Origin of the sequence: Duganella sp. 1224 (genome assembly GCF_013408245.1) — a bacterium.
Taxonomy (GTDB): domain Bacteria; phylum Pseudomonadota; class Gammaproteobacteria; order Burkholderiales; family Burkholderiaceae_D; genus Rugamonas.
This window is the reverse complement of sequence record NZ_JACBYS010000004.1, coordinates 248006-269056: the sequence shown is the minus strand read 5'-3', so window position 1 is coordinate 269056 and position 21051 is coordinate 248006. Positions and strand designations below refer to the sequence as shown.

Annotated in this window: 21 protein-coding genes and 1 riboswitch; of the genes, 5 read left to right on the top strand and 16 right to left on the bottom strand. The window is 65.9% G+C overall.

What is annotated here, in order from left to right; genetic code table 11:
- Positions 1–31: 31 nt before the first annotated feature.
- Genes FHW58_RS19790 through FHW58_RS19725 form a run of 14 tightly spaced genes read right to left on the bottom strand, consistent with a single transcriptional unit; the run spans position 32 to position 10850 of the window.
- Positions 32–385, bottom strand: a complete 354-nt coding sequence (locus tag FHW58_RS19790; protein ID WP_179674889.1) for a ferredoxin — start codon at positions 383–385, stop codon at positions 32–34.
- The gene (gene cobJ, locus FHW58_RS19785; protein ID WP_179674888.1) at positions 382–1359 is read right to left on the bottom strand and encodes a precorrin-3B C(17)-methyltransferase; all 978 of its coding nucleotides are present in this window, start codon (positions 1357–1359) and stop codon (positions 382–384) included. Before cobJ ends, FHW58_RS19790 begins: the two co-directional genes overlap by 4 nt.
- Positions 1356–1763 carry a cobalamin biosynthesis protein gene (locus tag FHW58_RS19780; RefSeq protein ID WP_179674887.1) on the bottom strand — a complete coding sequence of 136 codons (408 nt, stop codon included), beginning with the start codon at positions 1761–1763 and terminating at the stop codon, positions 1356–1358. The genes cobJ and FHW58_RS19780 overlap by 4 nt, the downstream gene beginning before the upstream one ends.
- A complete protein-coding gene (locus FHW58_RS19775) occupies positions 1760–2506 on the bottom strand; it encodes a cobalamin biosynthesis central domain-containing protein (protein ID WP_179674886.1) in 747 nt (248 codons plus the stop codon). The genes FHW58_RS19780 and FHW58_RS19775 overlap by 4 nt, the downstream gene beginning before the upstream one ends.
- Positions 2503–3276 (bottom strand): precorrin-2 C(20)-methyltransferase, encoded by a 774-nt coding sequence (gene cobI / locus FHW58_RS19770; protein WP_179674885.1) that lies wholly within the window; start codon positions 3274–3276, stop codon positions 2503–2505. Before cobI ends, FHW58_RS19775 begins: the two co-directional genes overlap by 4 nt.
- Positions 3269–4573: a precorrin-6y C5,15-methyltransferase (decarboxylating) subunit CbiE gene (gene cbiE, locus FHW58_RS19765; RefSeq protein ID WP_179674884.1), complete on the bottom strand. Its 1305-nt coding sequence runs from the start codon at positions 4571–4573 to the stop codon at positions 3269–3271. Before cbiE ends, cobI begins: the two co-directional genes overlap by 8 nt.
- On the bottom strand, positions 4574–5764 hold the full coding sequence (locus FHW58_RS19760) for a cobalt-precorrin-5B (C(1))-methyltransferase (RefSeq protein WP_179674883.1): 1191 nt from the start codon (positions 5762–5764) through the stop codon (positions 4574–4576). It lies immediately after the preceding gene.
- On the bottom strand, positions 5761–6438 hold the full coding sequence (locus FHW58_RS19755; RefSeq protein WP_179674882.1) for a precorrin-8X methylmutase: 678 nt from the start codon (positions 6436–6438) through the stop codon (positions 5761–5763). Before FHW58_RS19755 ends, FHW58_RS19760 begins: the two co-directional genes overlap by 4 nt.
- Positions 6435–7445, bottom strand: a complete 1011-nt coding sequence (locus FHW58_RS19750) for a sirohydrochlorin chelatase (RefSeq protein WP_179674881.1) — start codon at positions 7443–7445, stop codon at positions 6435–6437. Before FHW58_RS19750 ends, FHW58_RS19755 begins: the two co-directional genes overlap by 4 nt.
- Complete coding sequence (gene cobM, locus FHW58_RS19745; protein ID WP_179674880.1) at positions 7442–8227, bottom strand: precorrin-4 C(11)-methyltransferase; 786 nt, start codon at positions 8225–8227, stop codon at positions 7442–7444. The genes FHW58_RS19750 and cobM overlap by 4 nt, the downstream gene beginning before the upstream one ends.
- Positions 8224–9081, bottom strand: coding sequence for an ABC transporter ATP-binding protein (locus FHW58_RS19740; protein WP_179674879.1), 858 nt, complete (start codon positions 9079–9081; stop codon positions 8224–8226). Before FHW58_RS19740 ends, cobM begins: the two co-directional genes overlap by 4 nt.
- Positions 9078–9812 carry a cobalt ECF transporter T component CbiQ gene (cbiQ, locus tag FHW58_RS19735; RefSeq protein ID WP_179674878.1) on the bottom strand — a complete coding sequence of 245 codons (735 nt, stop codon included), beginning with the start codon at positions 9810–9812 and terminating at the stop codon, positions 9078–9080. The genes FHW58_RS19740 and cbiQ overlap by 4 nt, the downstream gene beginning before the upstream one ends.
- On the bottom strand, positions 9802–10155 hold the full coding sequence (locus FHW58_RS19730) for an energy-coupling factor ABC transporter substrate-binding protein (RefSeq protein ID WP_373996708.1): 354 nt from the start codon (positions 10153–10155) through the stop codon (positions 9802–9804). The genes cbiQ and FHW58_RS19730 overlap by 11 nt, the downstream gene beginning before the upstream one ends.
- Before the next feature lie 11 nt (positions 10156–10166).
- Entirely contained in the window at positions 10167–10850 is a 684-nt protein-coding gene (locus FHW58_RS19725; protein ID WP_179674876.1) for an energy-coupling factor ABC transporter permease, read from the bottom strand.
- Positions 10851–10965: 115 nt separating this feature from the next.
- Positions 10966–11159: riboswitch (cobalamin riboswitch) on the bottom strand.
- 84 nt (positions 11160–11243) lie between these two features.
- Here FHW58_RS19725 and cobA point away from each other — a divergent pair.
- The 4 genes from cobA to FHW58_RS19705 all read left to right on the top strand — a co-directional run bounded on the left by cobA (position 11244) and on the right by FHW58_RS19705 (position 16710).
- Positions 11244–11963 carry a uroporphyrinogen-III C-methyltransferase gene (gene cobA / locus FHW58_RS19720; protein ID WP_179674875.1) on the top strand — a complete coding sequence of 240 codons (720 nt, stop codon included), beginning with the start codon at positions 11244–11246 and terminating at the stop codon, positions 11961–11963.
- Between the two features lie 127 nt (positions 11964–12090).
- Positions 12091–14937, top strand: a complete 2847-nt coding sequence (gene uvrA / locus FHW58_RS19715; RefSeq protein WP_179674874.1) for an excinuclease ABC subunit UvrA — start codon at positions 12091–12093, stop codon at positions 14935–14937.
- Between the two features lie 7 nt (positions 14938–14944).
- Positions 14945–15847 (top strand): AraC family transcriptional regulator, encoded by a 903-nt coding sequence (locus tag FHW58_RS19710; protein WP_179674873.1) that lies wholly within the window; start codon positions 14945–14947, stop codon positions 15845–15847.
- Complete coding sequence (locus tag FHW58_RS19705) at positions 15844–16710, top strand: hypothetical protein (protein ID WP_179674872.1); 867 nt, start codon at positions 15844–15846, stop codon at positions 16708–16710. The genes FHW58_RS19710 and FHW58_RS19705 overlap by 4 nt, the downstream gene beginning before the upstream one ends.
- Before the next feature lie 115 nt (positions 16711–16825).
- Here FHW58_RS19705 and FHW58_RS19700 read toward each other — a convergent pair whose 3' ends face one another.
- Positions 16826–18610, bottom strand: a complete 1785-nt coding sequence (locus tag FHW58_RS19700; protein ID WP_179674871.1) for a DUF885 family protein — start codon at positions 18608–18610, stop codon at positions 16826–16828.
- 190 nt (positions 18611–18800) lie between these two features.
- Here FHW58_RS19700 and FHW58_RS19695 point away from each other — a divergent pair, with 190 nt between their 5' ends.
- A complete protein-coding gene (locus FHW58_RS19695; RefSeq protein WP_179674870.1) occupies positions 18801–20234 on the top strand; it encodes an aldehyde dehydrogenase family protein in 1434 nt (477 codons plus the stop codon).
- A 162-nt stretch (positions 20235–20396) separates the two neighbouring features.
- Here FHW58_RS19695 and FHW58_RS19690 read toward each other — a convergent pair whose 3' ends face one another.
- Positions 20397–21014, bottom strand: coding sequence for a TetR/AcrR family transcriptional regulator (locus FHW58_RS19690; protein ID WP_179674869.1), 618 nt, complete (start codon positions 21012–21014; stop codon positions 20397–20399).
- Between the last annotated feature and the right edge of the window lie 37 nt (positions 21015–21051).

The window sequence follows — 21051 nt, the reverse complement described above, 5'->3', positions numbered from 1 at the left end:
GTCCCCCGACTTTCCGTGCGCACCGGCTTTGTCATGGCTCAAAATCCGTTGCGCCGGCCTGATGGAAGACCAGGTCCTCCACCGCTTTGCCCTTGCACAGGTGGCTGTCGATGATGCGGTCCATGTTTTCCGGCGTGACGTTGTAGTACCACGTGCCATCCGGCTGCACGCACATGATCGGGCCGCCCTTGCAGGCCGCGAAACAGCTGACGCGGCTGCGCTTGACGCGCAATTCGCCCTCGTTCAGCCCGGCCGCCTTGAACTTGTCGCCCAGGCTGTCGAACAGCGCCTGCGAGGCGCCGTCCTGGCTGCAGCGCGGCCCGGTGCAGATCAGGATGTGGCGGTAGTAATTGCCGATTTTTGGCTTGATCACTGGTTCAGTCATGCTTCGCTCTCCTCGCCGGCGACGGCGTCTTCTTCCACCGGCTCAGCCAGCGTATCGCGGATGTAGTCGGCCGGCAGGCGGTGGCGCGCGGCCAGCGTGTCGATGCTGTCGCCGGCCGCGTGTTCGGCCTGTAGCGTTTCCAGCCAGCCTAGCAGACCGGTGGACAGCGAACGACCCGCCTTTTCGCCCTCGCGCGTGGCGCCGCCATCTTCCATGTCGTACTTGTTGGCGTAGCCGCGCGGCGTGACCATCAAACCGTGGCGCACGAAGGTGTTGCTGTTGCCGATCAGGACGGTGCTGAGCATGCCGATGTCGGCTTCGGCCATCGCATCCAGCGTGATGAAGACGATGTTCTGGCGGCGGCGGTAGCCGCTCTTGACGATGGCGACCGGCGTGTCCGGCCGGCGGTGGCGCAGGAACAGGCGCTGCGCCTCGACGATCTGGCGCGTGCGGCGGCCGCTTTTCGGGTTGTACAGCGCGACGACGAAATCGGCCATGGCCACCGCGTCCAGCCGGCGCGCGATGGTCGGCCAGGGCGTCAGCAGGTCGGACAGCGAGATGGCGCAGAAATCGTGCGTCAGCGGCGCGCCGACCAGCGCGGCGCAGCTGTTCAGCGCCGAGGCGCCGGGGATGATTTCCACCTGCACCGCGTCGTCCGGCGTCCAGCCGGCCTGGAACAGCACCTCGTAGGTGGGGCCGGCCATGCCATACACGCCGGCGTCGCCCGACGAAATCAGCGCCACCTTCTTGCCGGCGCGCGCCGCTTCCAGCGCGCTGACGGCGCGGTCCAGTTCCTCGGTCATCGATTTGCGGATGATCTCCTTGCCCTCGATGAGGTCCGCCACCAGCTTGATGTAGGTGACGTAGCCGATCACCACATCCGATTCGGCGATGGCGTCGCGCGCCCGCTGCGTCATGTGTTCGACCGCGCCGGGGCCGATCCCGACCAGCATGATTTTTCCTGCCTCGCTCATGGTGTTTTCCTTGCGATGGAGACGGTGGCGTTGCGGCCGTCCTCTCCTTTGTGTTTATGTTTTTCGACGACCAGTGCGGTCATCGGCGTATCGGGTCCGGCGGCCAGCAGCGCCGCCGCTTCGCTGACCGACGGCGTGCCGGTGTACTTGCGCACGGTCTCGGACGGATGCGGCACCTCGACCACGGCCAGTTGCTCCGCTTCGTAGAAGTACAGCGGCCAGCCGTTTTCCTCGGCCAGCGCCAGCAGCGCGGCTTCGTCTTTTTTCAGCGTGATGCTGGCGGCGGCCACCACTTGATCGGCGCGCGCGTTCGCCGCCGCCAGCGCCGCCCGCACGGCGTCGCGCACGGTTTCCAGCGGCACGCCGCGGTCGCAGCCGAGGCCGATGGTGAATTTCCCGTTCATGATTCCTGCGGCGGGCGGTAGACCACCAGGCGCTCGTTCAAGGCGGTCCAGCGTTCTTGCGGCACGTGGGCGTGCGTCACCCACAGCATGGCGGCGTAACGGTCCATCGGCACTTCGTCAAAGCGCTTGTAGCGGTGGATGTTCTCCGGCAGCGGCGTCGGGCGTGTCCACCAATCCGGGCTGCCGGCTTCCTGCACAAAGGCGATTGGTTCGCCGTTGACCACGTGCGCGGAAACGCGCGTGATGTTGATCTTGGGCGCCTCCACCTTCCAGCCCAGGTGGCGGCCGAGGATGTCGACCGGGATCGTGCGGCCGACGTCGGACGCGGTGGTCAGCACCGGCGCGGCGCCCAGCAGGTCGGCCACGCGCTCGCTCCATTCATTGGCGCCGCCAACGTGGCCGGACAGCACCGGAATCACGTACTGGCCGGCGTCGTCCACCACGATGATGCCCGGGTCTTCGTCCTTGCTGCGCAGGTGCGGCGCGATCAGGCGCACCACGGCGCCAAGCGAGACGAAGAAGATGATCTGGTCGTAGCCTTCAAACAGCGGGCCAATTTCGTCGCGCAGCGCGCCGTCGTAGGCGCGCACGGTGTTGCCCACGTCCGCAAAGGCAGCGGCGAATTTGGCGGAGGTGCAGATCTCCGCTTCCGGCAGATCGACTGCCAGGCGCGCGGCCTGCGCGGCGCCATGCTTGGTAATGGCCACGAGGCACAGGCGCGGGGCGATGGTGGGATTGGTCATACAGTCTCCTTCTTCAGACAGCCTTTGATGCGTTCACCGCGAATGCGGTGCGCGTGTTTGATGATCAGCAGCGACAGGTAGCTCACCTTGGTGCCGCGCAGTTCCAGAATGGCGTTGCCGCTGTAGCGGCGTTCGTCCGGCGCGCCAACGCGTTCGATGAAGTGGGCGCCGGCCAGCAGGCCGCGGCGCTGCATCCAGTCGATGAGGTCATCGAGGATGGGCTTCACCTTCATCAGCACCAGCGTGTCGAAGTCCGGCAGCAGGCGGTCCACCGCGCTGACGCCGTACGCGGCCGGCACGATGGCGACCGTGTCGTCCTGCTCGGAGAACGGCACCGGCACCTGCGCGCAGGCGGCGGTGAACGAGTTGACGCCGGCGATGATCTGCACCGGCACCTCCTCGCTGATCGCCTTGACGGTGCGGGCGAGGTGGCCGAAGGTGGCGTAGGTGCTGGCGTCTCCTTCAACCAGGAACAGCACGTCGCGGCCTTCGTTCAGCCATGGCAGCACGGTTTCGGCAGCCTTGAGCCATGCGCGGCCCAGCTTTTCGCCGTCGTGCGTCATCGGGAAGAGGAGCTGCGTGTGATCGGCGGGCGGCGCCAGACCGGCCCGCTGCACGATGTCGAAGGCGTAGCTTGGTGTCTTGCCGCTGCGCGCCGGGTAGACCCAGATGGTGTCGCGGCGTTGCAACGCGTCCCAGGCGGCGCGCGTGATCAGGCCCGGGTCGCCGGGACCGAGCGAGATACCCCACAAGGTGCCCGGCTTACGCATTGCCGGCCTCCCGCCGCGCGCAGACGATCCACACCGGATTCTCGGCGGCCATGCGGTGCATGTGCAGGATAGGCTTGCTGCGCGCGGCTTGCAGTTGCAGCACGTCCCAGTTGACGCCTTCCATCGCTTGCAGCGTGGCAGTGGCGGTGGCGAGGTTTTCCAACGTGACGAAGTTCATCACCAGCGTGCCGTCGGGGCGCAGGCGCTTGATGATGCCTTCGATGAGGCCAGCCAGTTCGCCGCCGGAGCCGCCGATGAATACCGCGTCGGGATCCGGCCATGCGTCCAGTCCCTCGGGTGCCTTGCCGAGATACAGGCTATAGTTGCTGACGCCGAAGGCGGCGTGATTCTGGCCGGCGATGGCGTAGTCGACGTCGTTCTTTTCGGTGGCGTAGACGTGGCCTTGTGGGCACAGGCGCGCGGCTTCCAGACCCACCGAGCCTGAGCCGGCGCCGATGTCCCACACCACGCTGTCGGCGCGCAGCTGCATGCGCGCCAGGCTGACAGCGCGCACTTCCTGCTTGGTGATCAGGCCTTTCTCCGGCTGGCGTTGTACGAATTCGGCATCGGCCAGGCCGAAGCGCACCGGGCGCGCAGCCGGCGTCACGCGCCACAGCAGCACCACGTTGAGCGCAGCGAATGTCATCTCCGCCGCTTGCTGCGGCGTGAGTTCGGCCAGCACGCGTTCTTCCGGTTGCAGCAGGTTTTCCGCCACCGCCATCAGGAAATCGTCGCCCAGGCCTTCCGCCAGCAGCAGCCGCGCGATGCGGTCGGGCGAATTGTCCGGACTGGTGAGGATCAGCAGGCGCGCGTGCTGCCGCGTGGCTTGCGCCAGCGCGTACAGGCCATGTTCCGGCGTGGCGCCGCGTTGCCATTCGCCGGCATCCTTGGCGTGGACGGAAACGATGCGCGCGTCCTGCCATGCGAGGCCGATGCGGGCGCACGCGAGCTGCAAGGTGGACAGGTTGGGCAGAATGTCCAGCGCATCCACGCACAGGTGCTGCGCCAGGAAGGGCGCGATGCCGTGGCACAGCGGGTCGCCGGTGGCCAGCACCACGCAGGCCAGATTATCCGCGCGCGCGGCGCGTACCCATTCCGGCACTTCTTTCAGCTTGCCGGTGAGGTCATGGCGCACAGCGCCGGTTTTGAATTCGCGCTCAAACAGCGCCAGCGTGCGGGCGCCGCCGATGATGACGTCTGCATTGCGCAGCAGCGCCAGCGCGGTGCCGCTCAAGCTGGCGATGCCGTCATCGAGTACGCCGATGACGCGGCAGGGATTGGGATCTTTGATATTCATTCAGGCCTCAGGAAGATGATCGATGCCGATGCGGCCAGCACTGGCGGGACGTTCTTGCGGATCGGCCGGCGCGGACCACACGTCCGCCACCTGCACGCCGCTGAAATCGCACACCAGCACGCGCAGCTGGAACTTGCGGCCGTAGCGGTCCGGCGCGGTCAGCGTGTCGATGGCGGCTTGTGCCAGCGCGTGGTGGAAGGCGTCGCCGAGGCCGCGCTCCACCATCAGCTCGGCGCCGAAGCGTGCGGTTTCGGCGGCGGCCATGGCGGCGCAGTCTTCTTCCGTCGCGCCGATGCGGCGGCCGATGTCCGCCACCAGGTCGGTATCGACTTCGCTGCGGTTGGCGTGGGTGATGGTTTCGCCCTGCGCGATCTTGGTCAGCTTGCCGACCATAACGGCCAGCACCACGAGGCCGATGCCCTGCGCGACCACTTCATCCAGCGCGTAGCGCAGGAAGTCGCCCATCTGCACGAAGCAGGCGGCCGGCAGTTCGGGACGTTCCGCGCGCAGCGCGGTCATCGCGAAGGTTTCGGTGCGGCCGCCGGTGGTCAGCGCGACCATGTTGTGGCCCGAGGTGGCGGCGACCTGGATGCCCTGCACCACGCTGGCACGCCACGCGGCCGTCGAATACGGCTTGACGATGCCGGTGGTACCGAGGATGCTAATGCCGCCCAAAATGCCAAGGCGCGCGTTGGTGGTTTTCTTGGCCATGACCTGGCCGTCCGGCACGCTGACGGTGACTTCGATGCCATGTTGCGCCATCAGTTCCGGCGCGGCCTCGTGCAGGTTTTCAGCGATGTTCTTGCGCGGGACCGGGTTGATGGCCGGGCCGCCGACTTCCAGGCCAAGGCCCGGCATGGTGACAGTGCCGACGCCATCGCCGGCCACGTACGTGACCGTGCCGGCCTGGCCGGGCAGCAGGCGCAGGTCGACGGTCATGTGGGCGCCGTCGGTGCAATCGGGGTCGTCGCCGGCGAATTTGATCACCATGGCGTGCGCTCGTTCGCCATCGCAACTGCCGTCATGGATGGCGAACGTGATCCGGCTGCCGTTGGGCAGCAAGCTTTCGATTTCTTCCGGCACCCGTCCATGGGCGAGGCCCATCACGGCCGCGCGCGCGGCGGCGGCGGTGCAGGCGCCGGTGGTGAAACCGGTACGGGTGCCTTTTTCGGCAGCCGTTTTTTCCTTCATGGCTGGGCCTTTTGACGGGCTTCGGCCAGCGAAAGCAGCGCGTGCAGCGCGGCCACCACCAGCGTGGAGCCGCCTTTGCGGCCCCGGATGATGATCCAGGGGACTGCGTTTACTTCGGCCATCAGGTCCTTGGATTCGGCGGCGGAGACGAAGCCGACCGGCATGCCGACCACCAGCGCGGGCTTGGCGCCTTCTTCGCGGATCAGGCGTACCAGCTCGATCAATGCGGTGGGGGCGTTGCCGATGCCGACGATGGCGCCGTTCAGCAGGCCTTTGCGGTGGGCCTTGAGCATCGCTTGCACGGCGCGCGTGGTGTCTTCGGCCTTGGCGGTTTCGATGACGTCGGCGTCGCTGATGAACTGGTGGGTCTTCATGCCGAAGTGGCCCAGGCGCGGTTGCGACAGGCCGGAACAGATCATTTCGACGTCCGCTACCACGGGCGTGCCGCCTTTCAGCATGGCGGTGATGCCGGCTTCGACGGCGTCTGCATGGAAGGCGGTCAGGCCATTGAAGTCGAAGTCCGCGTTGGCGTGGATCATGCGGCGCACGATGGGCCATTGGGCGTCGGTGTAGGCGTGGGGGCCGACTTCGGCGTCGATGATGGCGAAGCTGTCGTGCTCAATCGCCTGGCCGGCGCGCGTGAGCTGCTCGGTGACGGTGTTCACGGTGCTCATGCTGGCTGGCCTTTCGCGTGCTCGTGATGGTGGCCGTGTTCATGGGCGTGCCCGTCGTGTGCGTGTGCATGCGCGTTTTCGTGTCCGTGTGCGTGCTCATGGCCGTGATCGTGGCCATGCTCATGCGCGTGGCCGTGATCGTGCGGCGCGTGGTCGTGCGTGTGCGCGTGCGAATGGCCGTGGCCCATGTCGTGAGCGATTTCGCGGTAGCTGCAACCGTCGCAAGGCAGGCGGCTATCCGGCACGCCGGCGCGGAGGTCTTCCACGCGCTGATCCATCAGCTCGAAGATCTCCTTCTCAAAGCCGAAATGCTCGCCGCAGGCAAAGCGGATCTGCGGATACTGCACGCGCAAATGCGCCACCTGGCGATGGATGCGCTGCATCAGCGTACCGGTGTACAGGTAGTACGGCAGCACCACGATCTGTCGCATGCCCAGCAGCACCTGGCGTTGCACGACTTTCTCCAGGCGCGGCCACGTAATGCCGGTGAACGCCAGATCAACCAGCTCATGGTCGCCCTCCTCCTGCAGCCAGCGCACCATCTTGGCCATCTCGCCATTGGCGCCGCGGTCGGACGAGCCGCGGCCCAGCACCACCACGCCGGTGGTGCTGGGATCCGGCATGTCCAGCGCGTTCATGGCCTTGCGCAGGCGGCGCTTCAAGATCGCCAGAATCGGATCGCAGGCCGTCAGGTGCGGCGCCAGCAGGATGTCGGTTTGCGGGCAAGCCAGGCGCGCCTGCTCGATCGCTTCCGGAATCTCCATCTTCACGTGGCCGGCCGCGTTCAGGATCAGCGGCACCACCAGCACGCGGCTGGAGGTGCGCGCGGCTTTCAGCAGGGCGGCGTTCATCTCCGGCGGCGCGAATTCGATGAAGCACAACTCGATGCGCCAGTCCGGCCGGCGCGCACGCCACTGCTCCGTGAATTCGCGGATCTCCTGGTTACCGGAGTCCTCGCGGGAACCGTGGCCGACGATCAAAATGGTGTCGAGGTGAGCTGGGTTCATGCGGTGGCCTTTCTGAAACGATGGGTAAATGTGGGGTCATACAACTTGGAGCGCGTCAGGGTTTCCCAGTGCAGCGCGCCCAGTGTGGGGCTGGCGACGATCATCGCCTGGCTTGCGATGCCGGCCTCCCGGCATTTCTGCTTGATGTCAGCCAGCGTGCCGCGAACGATTTTCTGTTCGCCCGGCCAGCTGGCCTTGTGCACCACCAGCATGGGCGAATCCTCGGCCCAGCCGGCGGCGCGCAAGGCGCTTTCCACCTTGTGCATCAGGGTGATCGACAGGAAGATGCAAATGGTGGTGCGGTGCGCTGCCAGGCTGGCGAGGTCTTCACCATCCGGCATCGGCGTGCGGCCTTCCACACGCGTGAGGATGACGGTTTGCGTCACTTCCGGCAGCGTCATGGATTCGCCGGCGGCGGCCATCGACGCCATTGCCGACGACACGCCCGGCACCACCGACCATTCGATGCCGGCGTCGGTCAGCGGACGCGCCAGTTCGATCAACGCGCCGTACAGCGCCGGGTCGCCGGTTTGCAGGCGCACCACGGTGGCGTGGCGGCTGGCCTGGTCGATCAGCCATGCTGTCATGTCTTCCAGCGTCATGTCCTTGGAGTCGCGGATGGCGCAATCGGCCGGCGCGTACAGGGTGACGGCGCGGTCCACCAGCGAGCCGGCGAACAGCACCGCGCCAGCCTGCGACAGCAGCTTCTGGCCTTTGACGGTGATGAGTTCCGGGTCGCCGGGGCCGGCGCCGACGAACCAGATTTTTCCGAAGGTGGTCATGCGGTGCTTACTCCTGATGGGTTGAGGGCGCGCAGCGTGGCGAGCAGGGCGTCGACGCTGCGTGGCGCCGGGCCTTGCGGCAGCACGCCGAGGGCGACCAGTTCCGCGTGCAGCGCCAGCGCGGCGGGCGGCTTCTGGCCGGCGGCGCGCAGCACGTCGGTCTGCGCGGCCAGTTGCTGCGCAGGGCCGGAGGCCATGCAGCGGCCTTCGGCCATCACATGGATGTCGTCGGCCCAGCGCAGGGCGAAGTCGATGTCGTGGGTGGACAGCAGCACGGTGACGCCCTGCTGCGCCAGGCGGTCCAGCAGGGCGGTCAACTCGGCTTGCATCGGCGCGTCGAGGCCGGCCATAGGTTCGTCCAGCAGCAGCACGTGCGGCTCCATGGCGAGGACGCCGGCGATGCAGACGCGCTTCTTCTGGCCAAAGCTCAGTTGGTGCACGGCGCGGCGCGCGTGGGCAAGCAGGCCGACGGCATCCAGCGCGGCCTTTACGCGGTGGCGTACTTCGTACTCGTGCAGGCCAAGGTTGAGGGGGCCGAAGGAGACGTCTTCTTCCACCAGCGCGGAGAACAGTTGGCGGTCCGGGTTCTGGAACACCAGGCCAACGCGGGTGCGCAGCGCGGTCAGGCCCTTGCGGCTGTAGTCGAACGCCTGGCCGTTGTAGCGCAGGGTGCCGGTGGTCGGGCGCAGCAAGCCGTTCAGGTGTTGCAGCACGGTGGTCTTGCCGGCGCCATTGGCGCCGAGCAGCGCGTAGCGGCGGCCGCGATGCAGCGTCAGCGTGCAGCCGTTCAGGCCTTTGCTGCCGTCCGGGTAGACGTGGCTGACGGCTTGCAGTTCCAGCAGCGGCGCGCTCACAGGCGCTCTCCGAGGGCGATGGCCAGCATCACGGCGCCGGCCAGCGCGGCGCGTGTCACCTGGCGCGCGGCTTGCGGGTAGGTGGCGGGCATGAAGCGCAAGGTGCCCTGGTAGGCGCGGGCGTCGGCGGCGGTTTGCAGTGCGGCGGCGCGTTGCCAAACCTGGACTGCCATCTGGCCCGCCAGCAGGCCGGTGGAGCGCCAGGCCTGGCGCCAGTTGCGGTAGCCGAGACGCGCGGTTTGTGCGGTGATGCTTTCGTCCCATGCCTGGCGCAGCACGAACAGCATGCGGTAGCACAGGACCATCAGATCGAGCAGCAGTTCCGGCGTGCGCAGTGTGCGCAGCAGCGCGAGCAGGTCGGGCATGGGCGTGGTCAGGACGAGGCCGAGCAGCGCGGCCAGCATCGCCAGCGAGCGCAGGGCCGTGTGCTGGATGGTGGGCAGCATGGCGGTGGTCAGGTGCCAGTGGCCATTGCTGTCCGGTCCGACCAGCATGGTGAGGCAGGAGAGCAGCAGGAATCCCAGCGGCGGCAGGGCGACGGCGAGGTAGGCGCGCAAGGGCACACGCGCGGCCAGAAGGCTGGTCAGCATCAGGATGGCGGTCAGCGCGGCCAGCGCGGCCGGGCTTTGCGCCAGCCAGGACGCAATGACACCGGCCAGCGCAAACAGCGCCTTGGCCGACGGCGCCACATCGCGCCAGCGGCTCGCGTAGGCCGACGACTCAATCAGCACGGGCAGCCTGTGACGATGTGGCCGACGCGGGCGCGGCAGCCTGGCTGTCGCGGGCGGCACGCTCGCGGGCGACGGAGAGGCCGAGCCAGTAGCCGATGAAGCCCGCGCCAATGGCCGCCTGCAGCGCAAACAGCAGCGACGCGATTTCCTCGCTGGCCGGCTCGAACACCGGCGCGAACCACGGCTTGTAGCCCGGCGCGATGTCGCCGATGGCGCGTTGCGCGCGGTCGTCGGCGCCGGCAAACAGCGCAGGCGCTTCGCCCCCCGGCGCAGCCGCCGGCGGCGCGCTCACCAGCCACAATGGCAGCACCGTCAGCGCAACGATGGCCGCACATAACAACACGGTACGCGCCTTCATGCGCCACCCTTCCGCGCGCCGAGCGCCATCACCGGCAACGCGCGCAGTTCATGCGCGTTGAAACGCACCATGGCGTTCACCACCAGCACCGTCAGCAGCCCCTCGCTGATGGCGATCGGCACCTGCGTCAGCGCGAAGATGCCGGCAAACTTGAAGAACGACACACTGAAGCCGCCCACCGCCGCCGGAAACGCCAGCGCCAGTTGCACCGACGTGGTCACATACGTCGCCAGATCGCCCAGGCACGCCGCCATGAACACCGCCACCGAACGCGAAAAGCCCAGCGCCGCCACGCCACGCAGCACGCCGTACGACACGAACGGCCCCACAATCGCCATCGAAAACACATTCGCGCCCAGCGTGGTCAGGCCGCCATGCGCCATCAACAGTGCCTGGAACAGCAGCACGACAAAGCCCACCGGCACCATCGCGGCGGGGCCGAACAAGGCCGCACCGAGGCCGATGCCGGTCGGATGCGAGCAGCTGCCCGTCACCGACGGCAGCTTCAGCGCCGACAGCAGGAACGCGAACGCCGCCGCCACGCCCAGCAGCATGCGCCGCTCGGGATGCGCCCGCAGGTCGCGGTCGATGGCGCGCAGGCCCCAGGCCAGAAAAGGTAAGGAAGCGGCTGCCCAGCCCAGCGCGTGCGCCGGCGGCAAAAAGCCTTCCATGATGTGCATTCGAAACCTCCCGTCGAATGGGCTGGATGGACACCAAGGCGGGAGCGGAAAGGACGGTCGACGGAAAGCGGGCGGCGGAGAGCCGGTCGACAGCGGCTTCCCGTAACCCCGGGGAATGGTGCTGGACTTTTTGGGCCGGTATTCTGGCTCGCCTTCATCCTTCTCCGTGTCTTCCCGCGTGTTACGGCAGTGACGTGATGACGGAGTCGTCTGGCTTACAGCAGCGGGGGCTGCACCGGATTCACACCGGTTTCCCGTTTAACGCCGTGACAAACATGCCAACGGCGCACCCAAGGATCGCATCTTACACTAGCGGCCGGAGCCGTGCCAAGCGAAACCCAAACCGCCCCGCAGCCGGTATCATTCGTCCTGACACGTTAAAAAAGGATCGCAATGTCAGCGCTGGGGAAAGTCTATTTGATCGGAGCGGGACCGGGTGCCGCCGACCTGATTACGGTGCGCGGCGCGCGGCTGCTGGCGCAGGCCGAGGTGGTGCTGTACGACGCGCTGGTCACGCCGGAGATGCTGGCCCTGTGCGCCCAGGCGAAGCTGATGTCGGTCGGCAAACGCTCCGGCCAGCGCTCGACCGCGCAGACGGTCATCAACCAGCAACTGGTGGACTGCGCCCGCCAGTACCAGATGGTGGTGCGCCTCAAGGGCGGCGATCCGATGCTGTTCGGCCGCGCCGACGAGGAGCTGCGCGCGCTGGAGGCGGAGGGCATCGAGGTCGAGGTGGTGCCCGGCATCACCACCGCGCTGGCCGCGTCCGCCGCCACCAAGCAGCCGCTGACCCGCCGCGGCGTCGCCCGCAGCGTTGCCTTCTTTACATCCAGCACCGCGCCGGACGAGCCCGATCATCCCGCATTGCCGGAAACTGATACTCTGGTGCAATACATGGGCGGGCGCGAGGCGGCCGCCACCGCCGCCCGCCTGCTGGCCGAGGGCCGCCGGCCGGATCTGCCGGTGGTGGTGGTGGAAAACTGCAGCCGCGCCGACCAGCGCATCCTGCGCCTGACGCTGGACGGCCTGGCCAACGGGCTGGACGCGGCTCAGGGACCGGTGCTGGTGATGATCGGCGAAGCGCTGCAACAACGCCCGCATCAGCCAAGTTGAACGAACGCAAGAAAATACTGGTATTATGTACAGTGTTAGCTTGCGTACGCACAAACCGACGTGCGCCCGGCGCAAGTAATCAAACCCGGCTATAGTGACGGGTTGACTCGAAAGGCCAAAAAATCCCATGGAACAGATCCGCATCCGCGGCGCACGCACGCACAACCTGAAAAACATCAATCTTGACCTGCCACGCAACAAGCTGATTGTGATTACCGGCTTGTCCGGTTCCGGCAAGTCCTCGCTGGCGTTCGATACGCTGTACGCCGAGGGCCAGCGCCGCTACGTGGAATCGCTGTCGGCCTACGCGCGCCAGTTCCTGCAGCTGATGGAAAAGCCGGATGTGGACCTGATCGAGGGCCTGTCGCCGGCCATCTCGATCGAGCAGAAAGCCACCTCGCACAACCCGCGTTCGACCGTCGGCACCGTGACCGAGATCCACGACTATCTGCGCCTGCTGTACGCGCGCGTCGGCACGCCGTACTGCATCAACCACCCGGACCAGGCGCTGGCTGCGCAGACCGTGTCGCAGATGGTGGACGCGGTGCTGGCCCTGCCGGCCGACACCAAGCTGATGATCCTGGCGCCGGTGGTGGCCAACCGCAAGGGCGAGCACTCGGACCTGTTCGAGCAGATGCAGGCGCAGGGCTTCATCCGCTTCCGCGTGCAGAGCGGCACGCACGACGCCAAGATCTACGAAGTGGACGACCTGCCGAAGCTGAAGAAAACCGAGAAGCACACCATCGACGTGGTGATCGATCGCGTCAAGGTCACCCCGGACATCAAGCAGCGCCTGGCCGAAAGCTTCGAGACCGCGCTGCGCCTGGCCGATGGCCGCGCCGTGGCGCTGGAAATGGACAGCGGCACGGAGCACGTCTACTCCAACAAGTTCGCCTGCAATATCTGCGGCTACTCGCTGCAGGAGCTGGAGCCGCGCCTGTTCTCCTTCAATAACCCGATGGGCGCCTGCCCGGAGTGCGACGGCCTCGGTCACATCGAGTTCTTCGATCCGAAGCGCATTGTCGCCTTCCCCAACCTGTCGCTGGCTTCCGGCGCGGTGAAGGGGTGGGACCGCCGCAACCAGTTCTACTTCTCGATGCTGTCCAACCTGGCGGCGTTCTACGATTTCGACCTGGATGTGCCGTTCGAGAAGCTGCCGAAGGCGGCGCAGGACGCGGTGCTGAATGGCTCGGGCAAGACCTCGATCCCGTTCACCTACATCAATGAGCGCGGCCGCACCGTGGTCAAGGAACATACGTTCGAAGGTGTGGTCAACAACCTGGCGCGCCGCTACCGCGAAACCGATTCGATGGCGGTGAAAGAGGAACTGGCGAAGTTCATCAACGAGAAGAAGTGCCCGTCCTGCGAAGGCGCGCGCCTGCGCGTGGAAGCGCGCTACGTCAAGGTCGGCACCGGCAAGCAGGAAAAGGCCATCTACGAGATCGCCGAGAAGCCGCTGCGCGAAACGCTGTCGTTCTTCGAGCAGCTGAAGCTGCGCGGCGCCAAGAAGGACATCGCCGACCGCGTCGTGAAAGAGATCATCTCGCGCCTGCAGTTCCTGAACAACGTGGGCCTCGACTATCTGTCGCTGGACCGCAGCGCCGACACGCTGTCGGGCGGCGAGGCGCAGCGTATCCGCCTGGCGTCGCAGATCGGTTCCGGCCTGACCGGCGTGATGTACGTGCTGGATGAGCCGTCGATCGGCCTGCACCAGCGCGACAACGACCGCCTGATCGACACGCTGAAGCACTTGCGCGACATCGGCAACAGCGTGCTGGTGGTGGAGCACGACGAGGACGCGATCCGCACCGCCGACTACATCGTCGACATGGGCCCGGGCGCCGGCGTGCATGGCGGCGACGTCATCGCGGCCGGTTCGCTGAAGGACATCCTCAAAAATAAAAAATCGCTGACCGCGCAGTACCTGAGCGGCACGCGCAAGATCGAAGTGCCGAAGAAGCGCCACGTGGCCGATCCGGACAAGCAGCTGGTGATCACCGGCGCCACCGGCAACAACCTGAAGAAGGTCAACCTGAAGCTGCCAGTGGGCCTGATGACCTGCGTGACCGGCGTCTCCGGCTCTGGCAAATCGACGCTGATCAACGACACGCTGTTCCCGGCGCTGTCGCGCCACCTGTATGGTTCGCAGACCGAGCCGGCGCCGCACGACACCATCTCCGGCCTGGAACACTTCGACAAGGTGATCTCGGTCGACCAGGCGCCGATCGGCCGCACGCCGCGTTCGAATCCGGCCACCTACACCGGTTTGTTCACGCCGATCCGCGACCTGTTCGCCACCGTGCCGACCGCCAAGGAACGCGGCTACAGCGCCGGCCGCTTCTCGTTCAACGTCAAGGGCGGCCGCTGCGAGGCCTGCCAGGGCGATGGCGTGATCAAGGTCGAGATGCACTTCCTGCCGGACGTGTACGTGCCGTGCGACGTCTGCCACGGCAAGCGCTATAACCGCGAAACGCTGGAAGTCCAGTACAAGGGCAAGAACATCACCGAGATCCTCGACATGACGGTGGAGGACGCGCACGAGTTCTTCAAGCCGGTGCCGCTGATCGCGCGCAAGCTGCATACGCTGCTGGACGTGGGCCTGGGCTACATCAAGCTGGGTCAGAGCGCGACCACGCTGTCCGGCGGCGAGGCACAGCGCGTCAAGCTGTCGCTGGAGCTGTCCAAGCGCGACACCGGCCGCACGCTGTACATCCTGGACGAGCCGACCACCGGCCTGCACTTCCACGATATCGACCTGCTGCTGAAGGTGATTCACCGCCTGCGCGACCAGGGCAACACCTTGGTCATCATCGAGCACAATCTCGACGTGATCAAGACCGCCGACTGGATCGTCGACCTGGGGCCGGAAGGCGGCGCCGGCGGCGGCCAGATCATCGCCAGCGGCGCGCCGGAAGACGTGGCCAAGAACCCCGCCAGCGTGACCGGCAAATACCTGGTGCCGCTGCTGAGGTAAGTACGCCATGAAGCGCGACATCGCCCTCACCCGCCTCGATCACATGATCGACATCGTCCAGCAGCACGCGGTGGACGAGCGGCAGGTGGCGACGGCGATACCGTTCCTGTCCCTGCTGCGCTCCTCGCACCCGACGCCGGTGGCGAAGGGCGTGCTCAAACCGTCGTGCTGCGTGATTCTGCAAGGCCTCAAGCGCGTGCACCTGGCCGACGACATTCTCGATTACGGCCCCGGCGAATACCTGGTAGTGACGGTCGACATGCCGGCCTCCGGCCACATCATCCGCGCCACCGCGAACGCGCCGTACCTGCTGCTGAACATCGAGCTCGATCCGCAGGAGATCGCGGCGATCGTGCTGGAAGCGAACATCGCCATCGATTCGGAGCAGCCGGTGCGCGGCGCCTTCATCGGCAAGACCGACGAGACATTGCAGGAGTCCTTGTACCAGCTGGTGCGCCTGCTGCAGGCGCCGGCGTCGGAAGCGGCGTTCCTGTCGGTGGGCCTGAAGCGTGAAATCATCTACCGCATGCTGAACGGCCCTTACGGCCGCCAGCTATACCAGAACGTGGTGCTGGACCAGCAGGACCGCGGCATCAGCAAGGCCATCGCCTGGCTCAAGGACCACTACGACCAGCCGATCAAGGTGGAGGACCTGGCGCAGGCCACCAATATGAGCGTCTCCAGCCTGCACCACCGTTTCAAGGCAGTGACCAATATCGGGCCGATGCAATACCAGAAGCAGTTGCGCCTGCAGCAGGCGCGCGCGCTGCTGCTCAACGGCGACGTGGACGCCACCACCGCCGCCTACAAGGTCGGCTACGAAAGCCCTTCGCAGTTTAGCCGCGAATACCGCCGCCTGTTCGGCGCGCCGCCCATGCAGGACATCAAGAAATTACGGATCGCACCATGAAGATCAATAAGAAGCGCCTGCTGCCGGTGGGCATAGGCCTGTTTGTGTTTGCCATGGTGGTGCTGCAGGCGGACAAGGCGTGGTCCGAGAAGCAGCAGCAACTGGACCTGATCACCGATTTCTATCGCGACCATCTGGCGCGGCCGGACAAGCGGCAACCGAGCCAGGTGCCGCCGGGCTTCTACTCCAAGGATCTGGAAGCGCTGGTGGATGCCAACATCCAGCTTTGCTACAGCCTGTCGCGCAGCGACGATGTGTGCGGCTACGGCGCCGATGGCGACGTGTTCCTCGACGCGCAGGACGTCTCGCCCAGCCTGGACTTCGACCGCTCCAGCTTCAAGATCAGCCGCGTGGATGACAACGTGGTGGAAGCCACCTTCAACGTCTATCCGGACATGGGCACGGCCTACGACCGCCAGATCCGCTATGTGCTGGTGCAGGAAGACGACGGCTGGCGCGTGAACGATATGCTGTTCTCGCAGAACCGCTCGATGCGGGTGGAGCTGCAGCAGGAGAACGACGCCATCCTGGCCCGCGCGCGCGACCTTGGCGACACCGCCGGCTGGGTGTTCAACTATCTGCGCAACGACGACATGCTGGACCGCGCGGTGCGCTTCATCGCCTTTCCGGTGCAGGTGTGCGACCAGTATGGCATCTGCACCGCCATGAAGCGCGATGATCCGCGCCTGATGCAGGCGCTGGACTACCTGGCCGACAACAAGGGCGACAACGACCAGTTGCCGCGTCCCGGCGAGGTGCAGGCCAGCGACGGCAAGGTGGTGCCCATCGGCGCGCTGGACTTCACGTTCCAGAACCGCGCCTGGTGGGTCACCAAAATAGATCTGCGGCGCCTGGCACCGTAAATAATGCCGTCGCCCCGTCATTCCGGCGCAGGCCGGAATCCATGCGTCGCATGCGTTGTGCCATGCATACGTTCTATGGGTTCCGGCCTGCGCCGGAACGACGAGGTTAAGTTAATTAGGCCTTCTTCTGCTCGGCCACCCACTGCTTGATGTGGGTCTCCAGCACATCCATCGGCAGCGCGCCGGCGCCCAGCACCTGGTCGTGGAAGGCGCGGATGTCGAAGCGCTCGCCCAGTTCCTTGCGGGCGTAGTCGCGCAGTTCGAGGATCTTCAGCTGGCCGATCTTGTAGCCCAGCGCCTGGCCCGGCCAGACGATGTAGCGGTCCGTCTCGCTCTGCACTTCCACTTCCTCGATGCCCGAGTGGGCGTGGAAGAAGTCCACCACCTGCTGGCGGTCCCAGTGCTTGTAGTGCAGGCCCGTGTCCACCACCAGGCGGATCGCGCGCAGCATCTCGTCCTGCAGGTGGCCGTAGTAGCTGTAAGGGTCCTTGTAGAAGCCCAGTTCCTCGCCCAGGCGTTCCGAGTACAGCGCCCAGCCTTCGGCGTAGGCGGTGTAATTGCCCTGCTGGCGGAAGTCCGGCAGGCCCTTGATCTCCTGCGCCACGGTCAGCTGCATGTGGTGGCCGGGCACGCCTTCGTGCAGCGCGGTGGTTTCGATGTCGATGGTGGAGCGGTGCGCGAAGTCGCCGGTGTTGACCATCACGCGGCCAGGACGCTTGCCGTCCGGGGAGCCCGGCATGTAGGCCGCGGCGGACGCGCCCTTCTCGCGGAATTCCTCCACCGGCTTGATTTCCACCTTATTCTTCGGCAGCACGCCGAACAGGTTAGGCAGCTGCACGTACATCTGGTCGGTGTATTTCTGATACAGGTCAATGATCTCCTGGCGCGATTTCGGGTGCAGCGCGGGATTGTCCGCGACCGCCTTGTTGAAGGTCTTCAGGTCGCTGTAGCCCAGCTTCTGCGCGGTGGCCAGCATCTGCGCTTCGATGCGCGCCACTTCCGACAGGCCCAGTTGGTGAATCTCTTCCGGCGTCATGTCCGTGGTGGTGGACGATTTGGCCTTGAAGGCGTAGCGCGCGGCGCCCTCCGGCAGCGACCACATGCCCACGTCCTTGCGGCCGTAAGGCAGGTATTTGGTCTTGGTGTACACCGCCAGCTTCTTGTAGGCGGGCGCCACGTCGTTCTTCACCGCCGCCAGGATCTCCTTGCTCAGGCGCGCCTTGTCGGCGGCCGAGAAGTCTTTCGGGAATTTCTTCAGCGGCTCCGCGTACGGCGAATCGGCCGGCTTCATGGCCGCCACGTCCTCGCACTGCTTGACGATTTTCGGGATCAGGAACTTTGGCGGCATCAGGTGATCGCGCACGCCTTTTTCCATCTGCACGCGGGTTTCGTCGAACAGCTTGGGCAAGGTGTGCAGGCGCTTGATGTAGTCGTCGTAGTCCTTCACCGTTTCAAAGTTCAGCGCCGAGATGATCATCGGGGTGTCGATATGCACGCCGGAGTTCTGCGCCAGCGGCATCTCCCAGTCCTTGAAGCGGGCGCCGTCGAGGTTCTGGCGCAGCTGGCGCACCATCAGCTCGCGGTTCAGCTGCTCCTGCAGCGGGAAGCCGGTGGTGTCCAGCGCTTCGAAGCGCTTGAGGAAATCGGCGCTGGCCTGGAGGTCGGCATCGATGCCGGCCTGCGAAAAGTCGGACCATTTATCGTTATAGCGCTTGTCGCCCAGCAGCGAGGCCCATTCGGGGCTGGTGCGCAGGGTGTATTGCCACTGCTCGTCGAGCAGGCTTTTGAGGGCTGCGCGGCGCGCTTCCAGGTCGGGAGCGGCGTTGTCGGCGTGGGCCACGCCCAGGATCAGGGAAAACAACAGGGCGCTGGCGGCGCCGATGCGGGTGGTGGTTGTCATGTCGGCCTATCGTGAAGAAGTTTGAGCGTGCACTGTAGTCCCGCCGCCGGCCAGGCGCTGTGCAATTGTGACGGAATGCCAAAACACCGGCATGGATTGCAGAATCAGGCAACCATGCGGCAGGAATCCCACTGATGCGGCGGCGCGCGAATTCCTAGAATGGCTCCATCAACCTAGCAAAGGAGCTGTCATGAACACCATCGATCAAATCTATATCAACGGCCAGTTCGTCACGCCTCACGGCACCGAGATGTTCGATCTTATCAATCCCACCACCGGCCAGCGGGACGGCCAGGTGCGCCTGGGCGACGTCGAGGACACGCGCCGCGCCATCGCTGCCGCCAAGGCGGCCTTCCCGGCCTTCTCGCGTACCACCAAGGCGGAACGCGGCGCCATGCTGGAACGCCTGCACGCCGCCGTGCTGGCGCGCGCCGAGGACTCGGCCATCGCCCAGGTGGAGGAATACGGCGGGCCGATGAATACCAGCGTCAACCGCGCGCGCTATACCGCCAAGATGTTTTTGGATGTGAAAAAAGTCATGGAGGACCACGCGTTCGTGAAGACCGTGAACACCTCGAAGGTGGTGCTGGAGCCGGTGGGCGTGGTCGGCATCATCACGCCGTGGAATTCGAGCGCCTGGTTCATCGCCAACAAGGTGGCCACCGCCATCGCGGCCGGCTGCGCGGTGGTGGTCAAGCCGAGCGAATTGAGCGCGCGCCAGAACCAGGTGCTGATCGAAGCCTTCCACGCGGCGCAACTGCCGGCGGGCGTGGTCAACTTCGTCAACGGCCGCGGCGACGTGGTTGGCGCGGAGCTGAGCGTGCACCCGGACATCAACAAGATTTCGTTCACCGGTTCGACGCCGGTCGGCAAGCAGATCGCCCGACTCGGCGTGGACACCATGAAGCGCGTGACGCTGGAACTGGGCGGCAAGAGCGCCAACGTGATCCTGGACGACGCCGACTTCAGCAAGGCGATCCCGAACGCGGTGGCGGCCTGCTACATGAACAACGGCCAGGCCTGCATCGCCGGTTCGCGCCTGCTGGTGCCGGCGCATCGGCTGGAGGAAGTGAAGGCGCTGGCCAAGGCGGCGGCGGAAGCCATGGTGGTCGGCGATCCGCATGATGCCACCGTGGCGCTGGGCCCCATCGTCACGCAGAAGCAGTTCGACCGTGTGCAGCATTACATCGGCGTCGGCATCGAGGAGGGCGCGGAACTGGTGACCGGCGGCCTGGGCAAGCCGGCCGGGCTGGAGGCGGGCTACTTCGTCAAGCCGACCGTGTTTGCCGGCGTCACGCCATCGATGACCATCGCCAAGGAGGAAATCTTTGGGCCGGTACTGTCGATCATGACCTACGACACCGAAGAGGAAGCCATCGCCATCGCCAACGATACACCGTACGGCCTGCAAGCCTACGTCAGCTCGACCGATCTGGCGCGCGCCAACCGCGTGGCGGACCAGTTGGTGGCCGGCCGGGTGCACATCAACGGCATCCACGACGATCTGCTGGCGCCGTTCGGCGGCTTCAAGCAGTCGGGCATCGGCCGCGAGTTTGGCCCGTATGGCCTGGAGGCATACCTGGAGCCGAAAGCCATCCTGGGCGAGCGCGCGCAATACCGTTAAAACAGGACGAAGTCGTCGTTGCGGTCCGGGAGCGACCGCAACGTGCGGCCCAGTCGCGGCCACAGCAGGCAAAGCAGGACAAGCAACATCAGCAGAAAGGTTTTCATGGTGGGCTCCGTTTCGCACAGATGTGCGAAATGTGGTCAAAAAAAGGGCGTGGCGCTATCCGATGTCGTTAAAGCTCTTGTAGGTGGAAATCAGCCGGCTGAAGGCGCGCTGCATGTGGCGCAGCGCCTGGCCGTCGTGGAGGAAACGGGTATCGTGGATCAGGCCGACGATCAGGCTGTAGATTTCGTAGACCAGTTGGCCAGGATCGGTATCCGGCCGCAGGTGGCCCAGCTCCATCGCCTGCAGAATGGTCTTGCGCAGCGAGGCGCGCCAGGCTTCGGCGCCCTGTTGCAGGCGGTCGCGCAACGGGCCGTGCTGGTCGTCGAACTCGAAGGCACCGGCGCTGTACAGGCAGGAATTGCGCAAGCCCTCGTCCGCCACGCGGCGCGACCAGGCGTCGACCTGGGCGATCAGGCGCGGCAGGCCCTTCGGCTGTTGCAGCGACGGCAGGAAAATCTCCGCGCCGAAGCGGCGGTCATATTCATCCAGCACGGCGGCCTGCAAGGCCTCCAGCGAGCCGACGCGCGAAAACACGCCGCTCTTGCTGATGCCGGTGCGCTTAGCCAGTTCGCCCAGCGACAGCTTGCCGATGCCATCCGTGGCGGCCATGTCCAGCGCCGCCTCCAGAATGGCGGCGTAAGTGGCCTCGCTTTTTGCTGTCAACGTATCCATGTGCGGAACTTTAGCACACCTGTGCGAAACAGCAAGC

Coding starts and splice junctions, on each gene's coding strand:
- FHW58_RS19710 (WP_179674873.1), top strand. CDS start 14,945: ATGAAGCGCGACATCGCCCTCACCCGCCTCGATCACATGATCGACATC.
- FHW58_RS19750 (WP_179674881.1), bottom strand. CDS start 7,445: ATGAACCCAGCTCACCTCGACACCATTTTGATCGTCGGCCACGGTTCC.
- FHW58_RS19690 (WP_179674869.1), bottom strand. CDS start 21,014: ATGGATACGTTGACAGCAAAAAGCGAGGCCACTTACGCCGCCATTCTG.
- cobJ (WP_179674888.1), bottom strand. CDS start 1,359: ATGAGCGAGGCAGGAAAAATCATGCTGGTCGGGATCGGCCCCGGCGCG.
- FHW58_RS19755 (WP_179674882.1), bottom strand. CDS start 6,438: ATGAGCACCGTGAACACCGTCACCGAGCAGCTCACGCGCGCCGGCCAG.
- uvrA (WP_179674874.1), top strand. CDS start 12,091: ATGGAACAGATCCGCATCCGCGGCGCACGCACGCACAACCTGAAAAAC.
- FHW58_RS19780 (WP_179674887.1), bottom strand. CDS start 1,763: ATGAACGGGAAATTCACCATCGGCCTCGGCTGCGACCGCGGCGTGCCG.
- FHW58_RS19725 (WP_179674876.1), bottom strand. CDS start 10,850: ATGCACATCATGGAAGGCTTTTTGCCGCCGGCGCACGCGCTGGGCTGG.
- FHW58_RS19695 (WP_179674870.1), top strand. CDS start 18,801: ATGAACACCATCGATCAAATCTATATCAACGGCCAGTTCGTCACGCCT.
- FHW58_RS19775 (WP_179674886.1), bottom strand. CDS start 2,506: ATGACCAATCCCACCATCGCCCCGCGCCTGTGCCTCGTGGCCATTACC.
- FHW58_RS19760 (WP_179674883.1), bottom strand. CDS start 5,764: ATGAAGGAAAAAACGGCTGCCGAAAAAGGCACCCGTACCGGTTTCACC.
- cobI (WP_179674885.1), bottom strand. CDS start 3,276: ATGCGTAAGCCGGGCACCTTGTGGGGTATCTCGCTCGGTCCCGGCGAC.
- FHW58_RS19705 (WP_179674872.1), top strand. CDS start 15,844: ATGAAGATCAATAAGAAGCGCCTGCTGCCGGTGGGCATAGGCCTGTTT.
- FHW58_RS19700 (WP_179674871.1), bottom strand. CDS start 18,610: ATGACAACCACCACCCGCATCGGCGCCGCCAGCGCCCTGTTGTTTTCC.
- cobA (WP_179674875.1), top strand. CDS start 11,244: ATGTCAGCGCTGGGGAAAGTCTATTTGATCGGAGCGGGACCGGGTGCC.
- cobM (WP_179674880.1), bottom strand. CDS start 8,227: ATGACCACCTTCGGAAAAATCTGGTTCGTCGGCGCCGGCCCCGGCGAC.
- FHW58_RS19790 (WP_179674889.1), bottom strand. CDS start 385: ATGACTGAACCAGTGATCAAGCCAAAAATCGGCAATTACTACCGCCAC.
- cbiE (WP_179674884.1), bottom strand. CDS start 4,573: ATGAATATCAAAGATCCCAATCCCTGCCGCGTCATCGGCGTACTCGAT.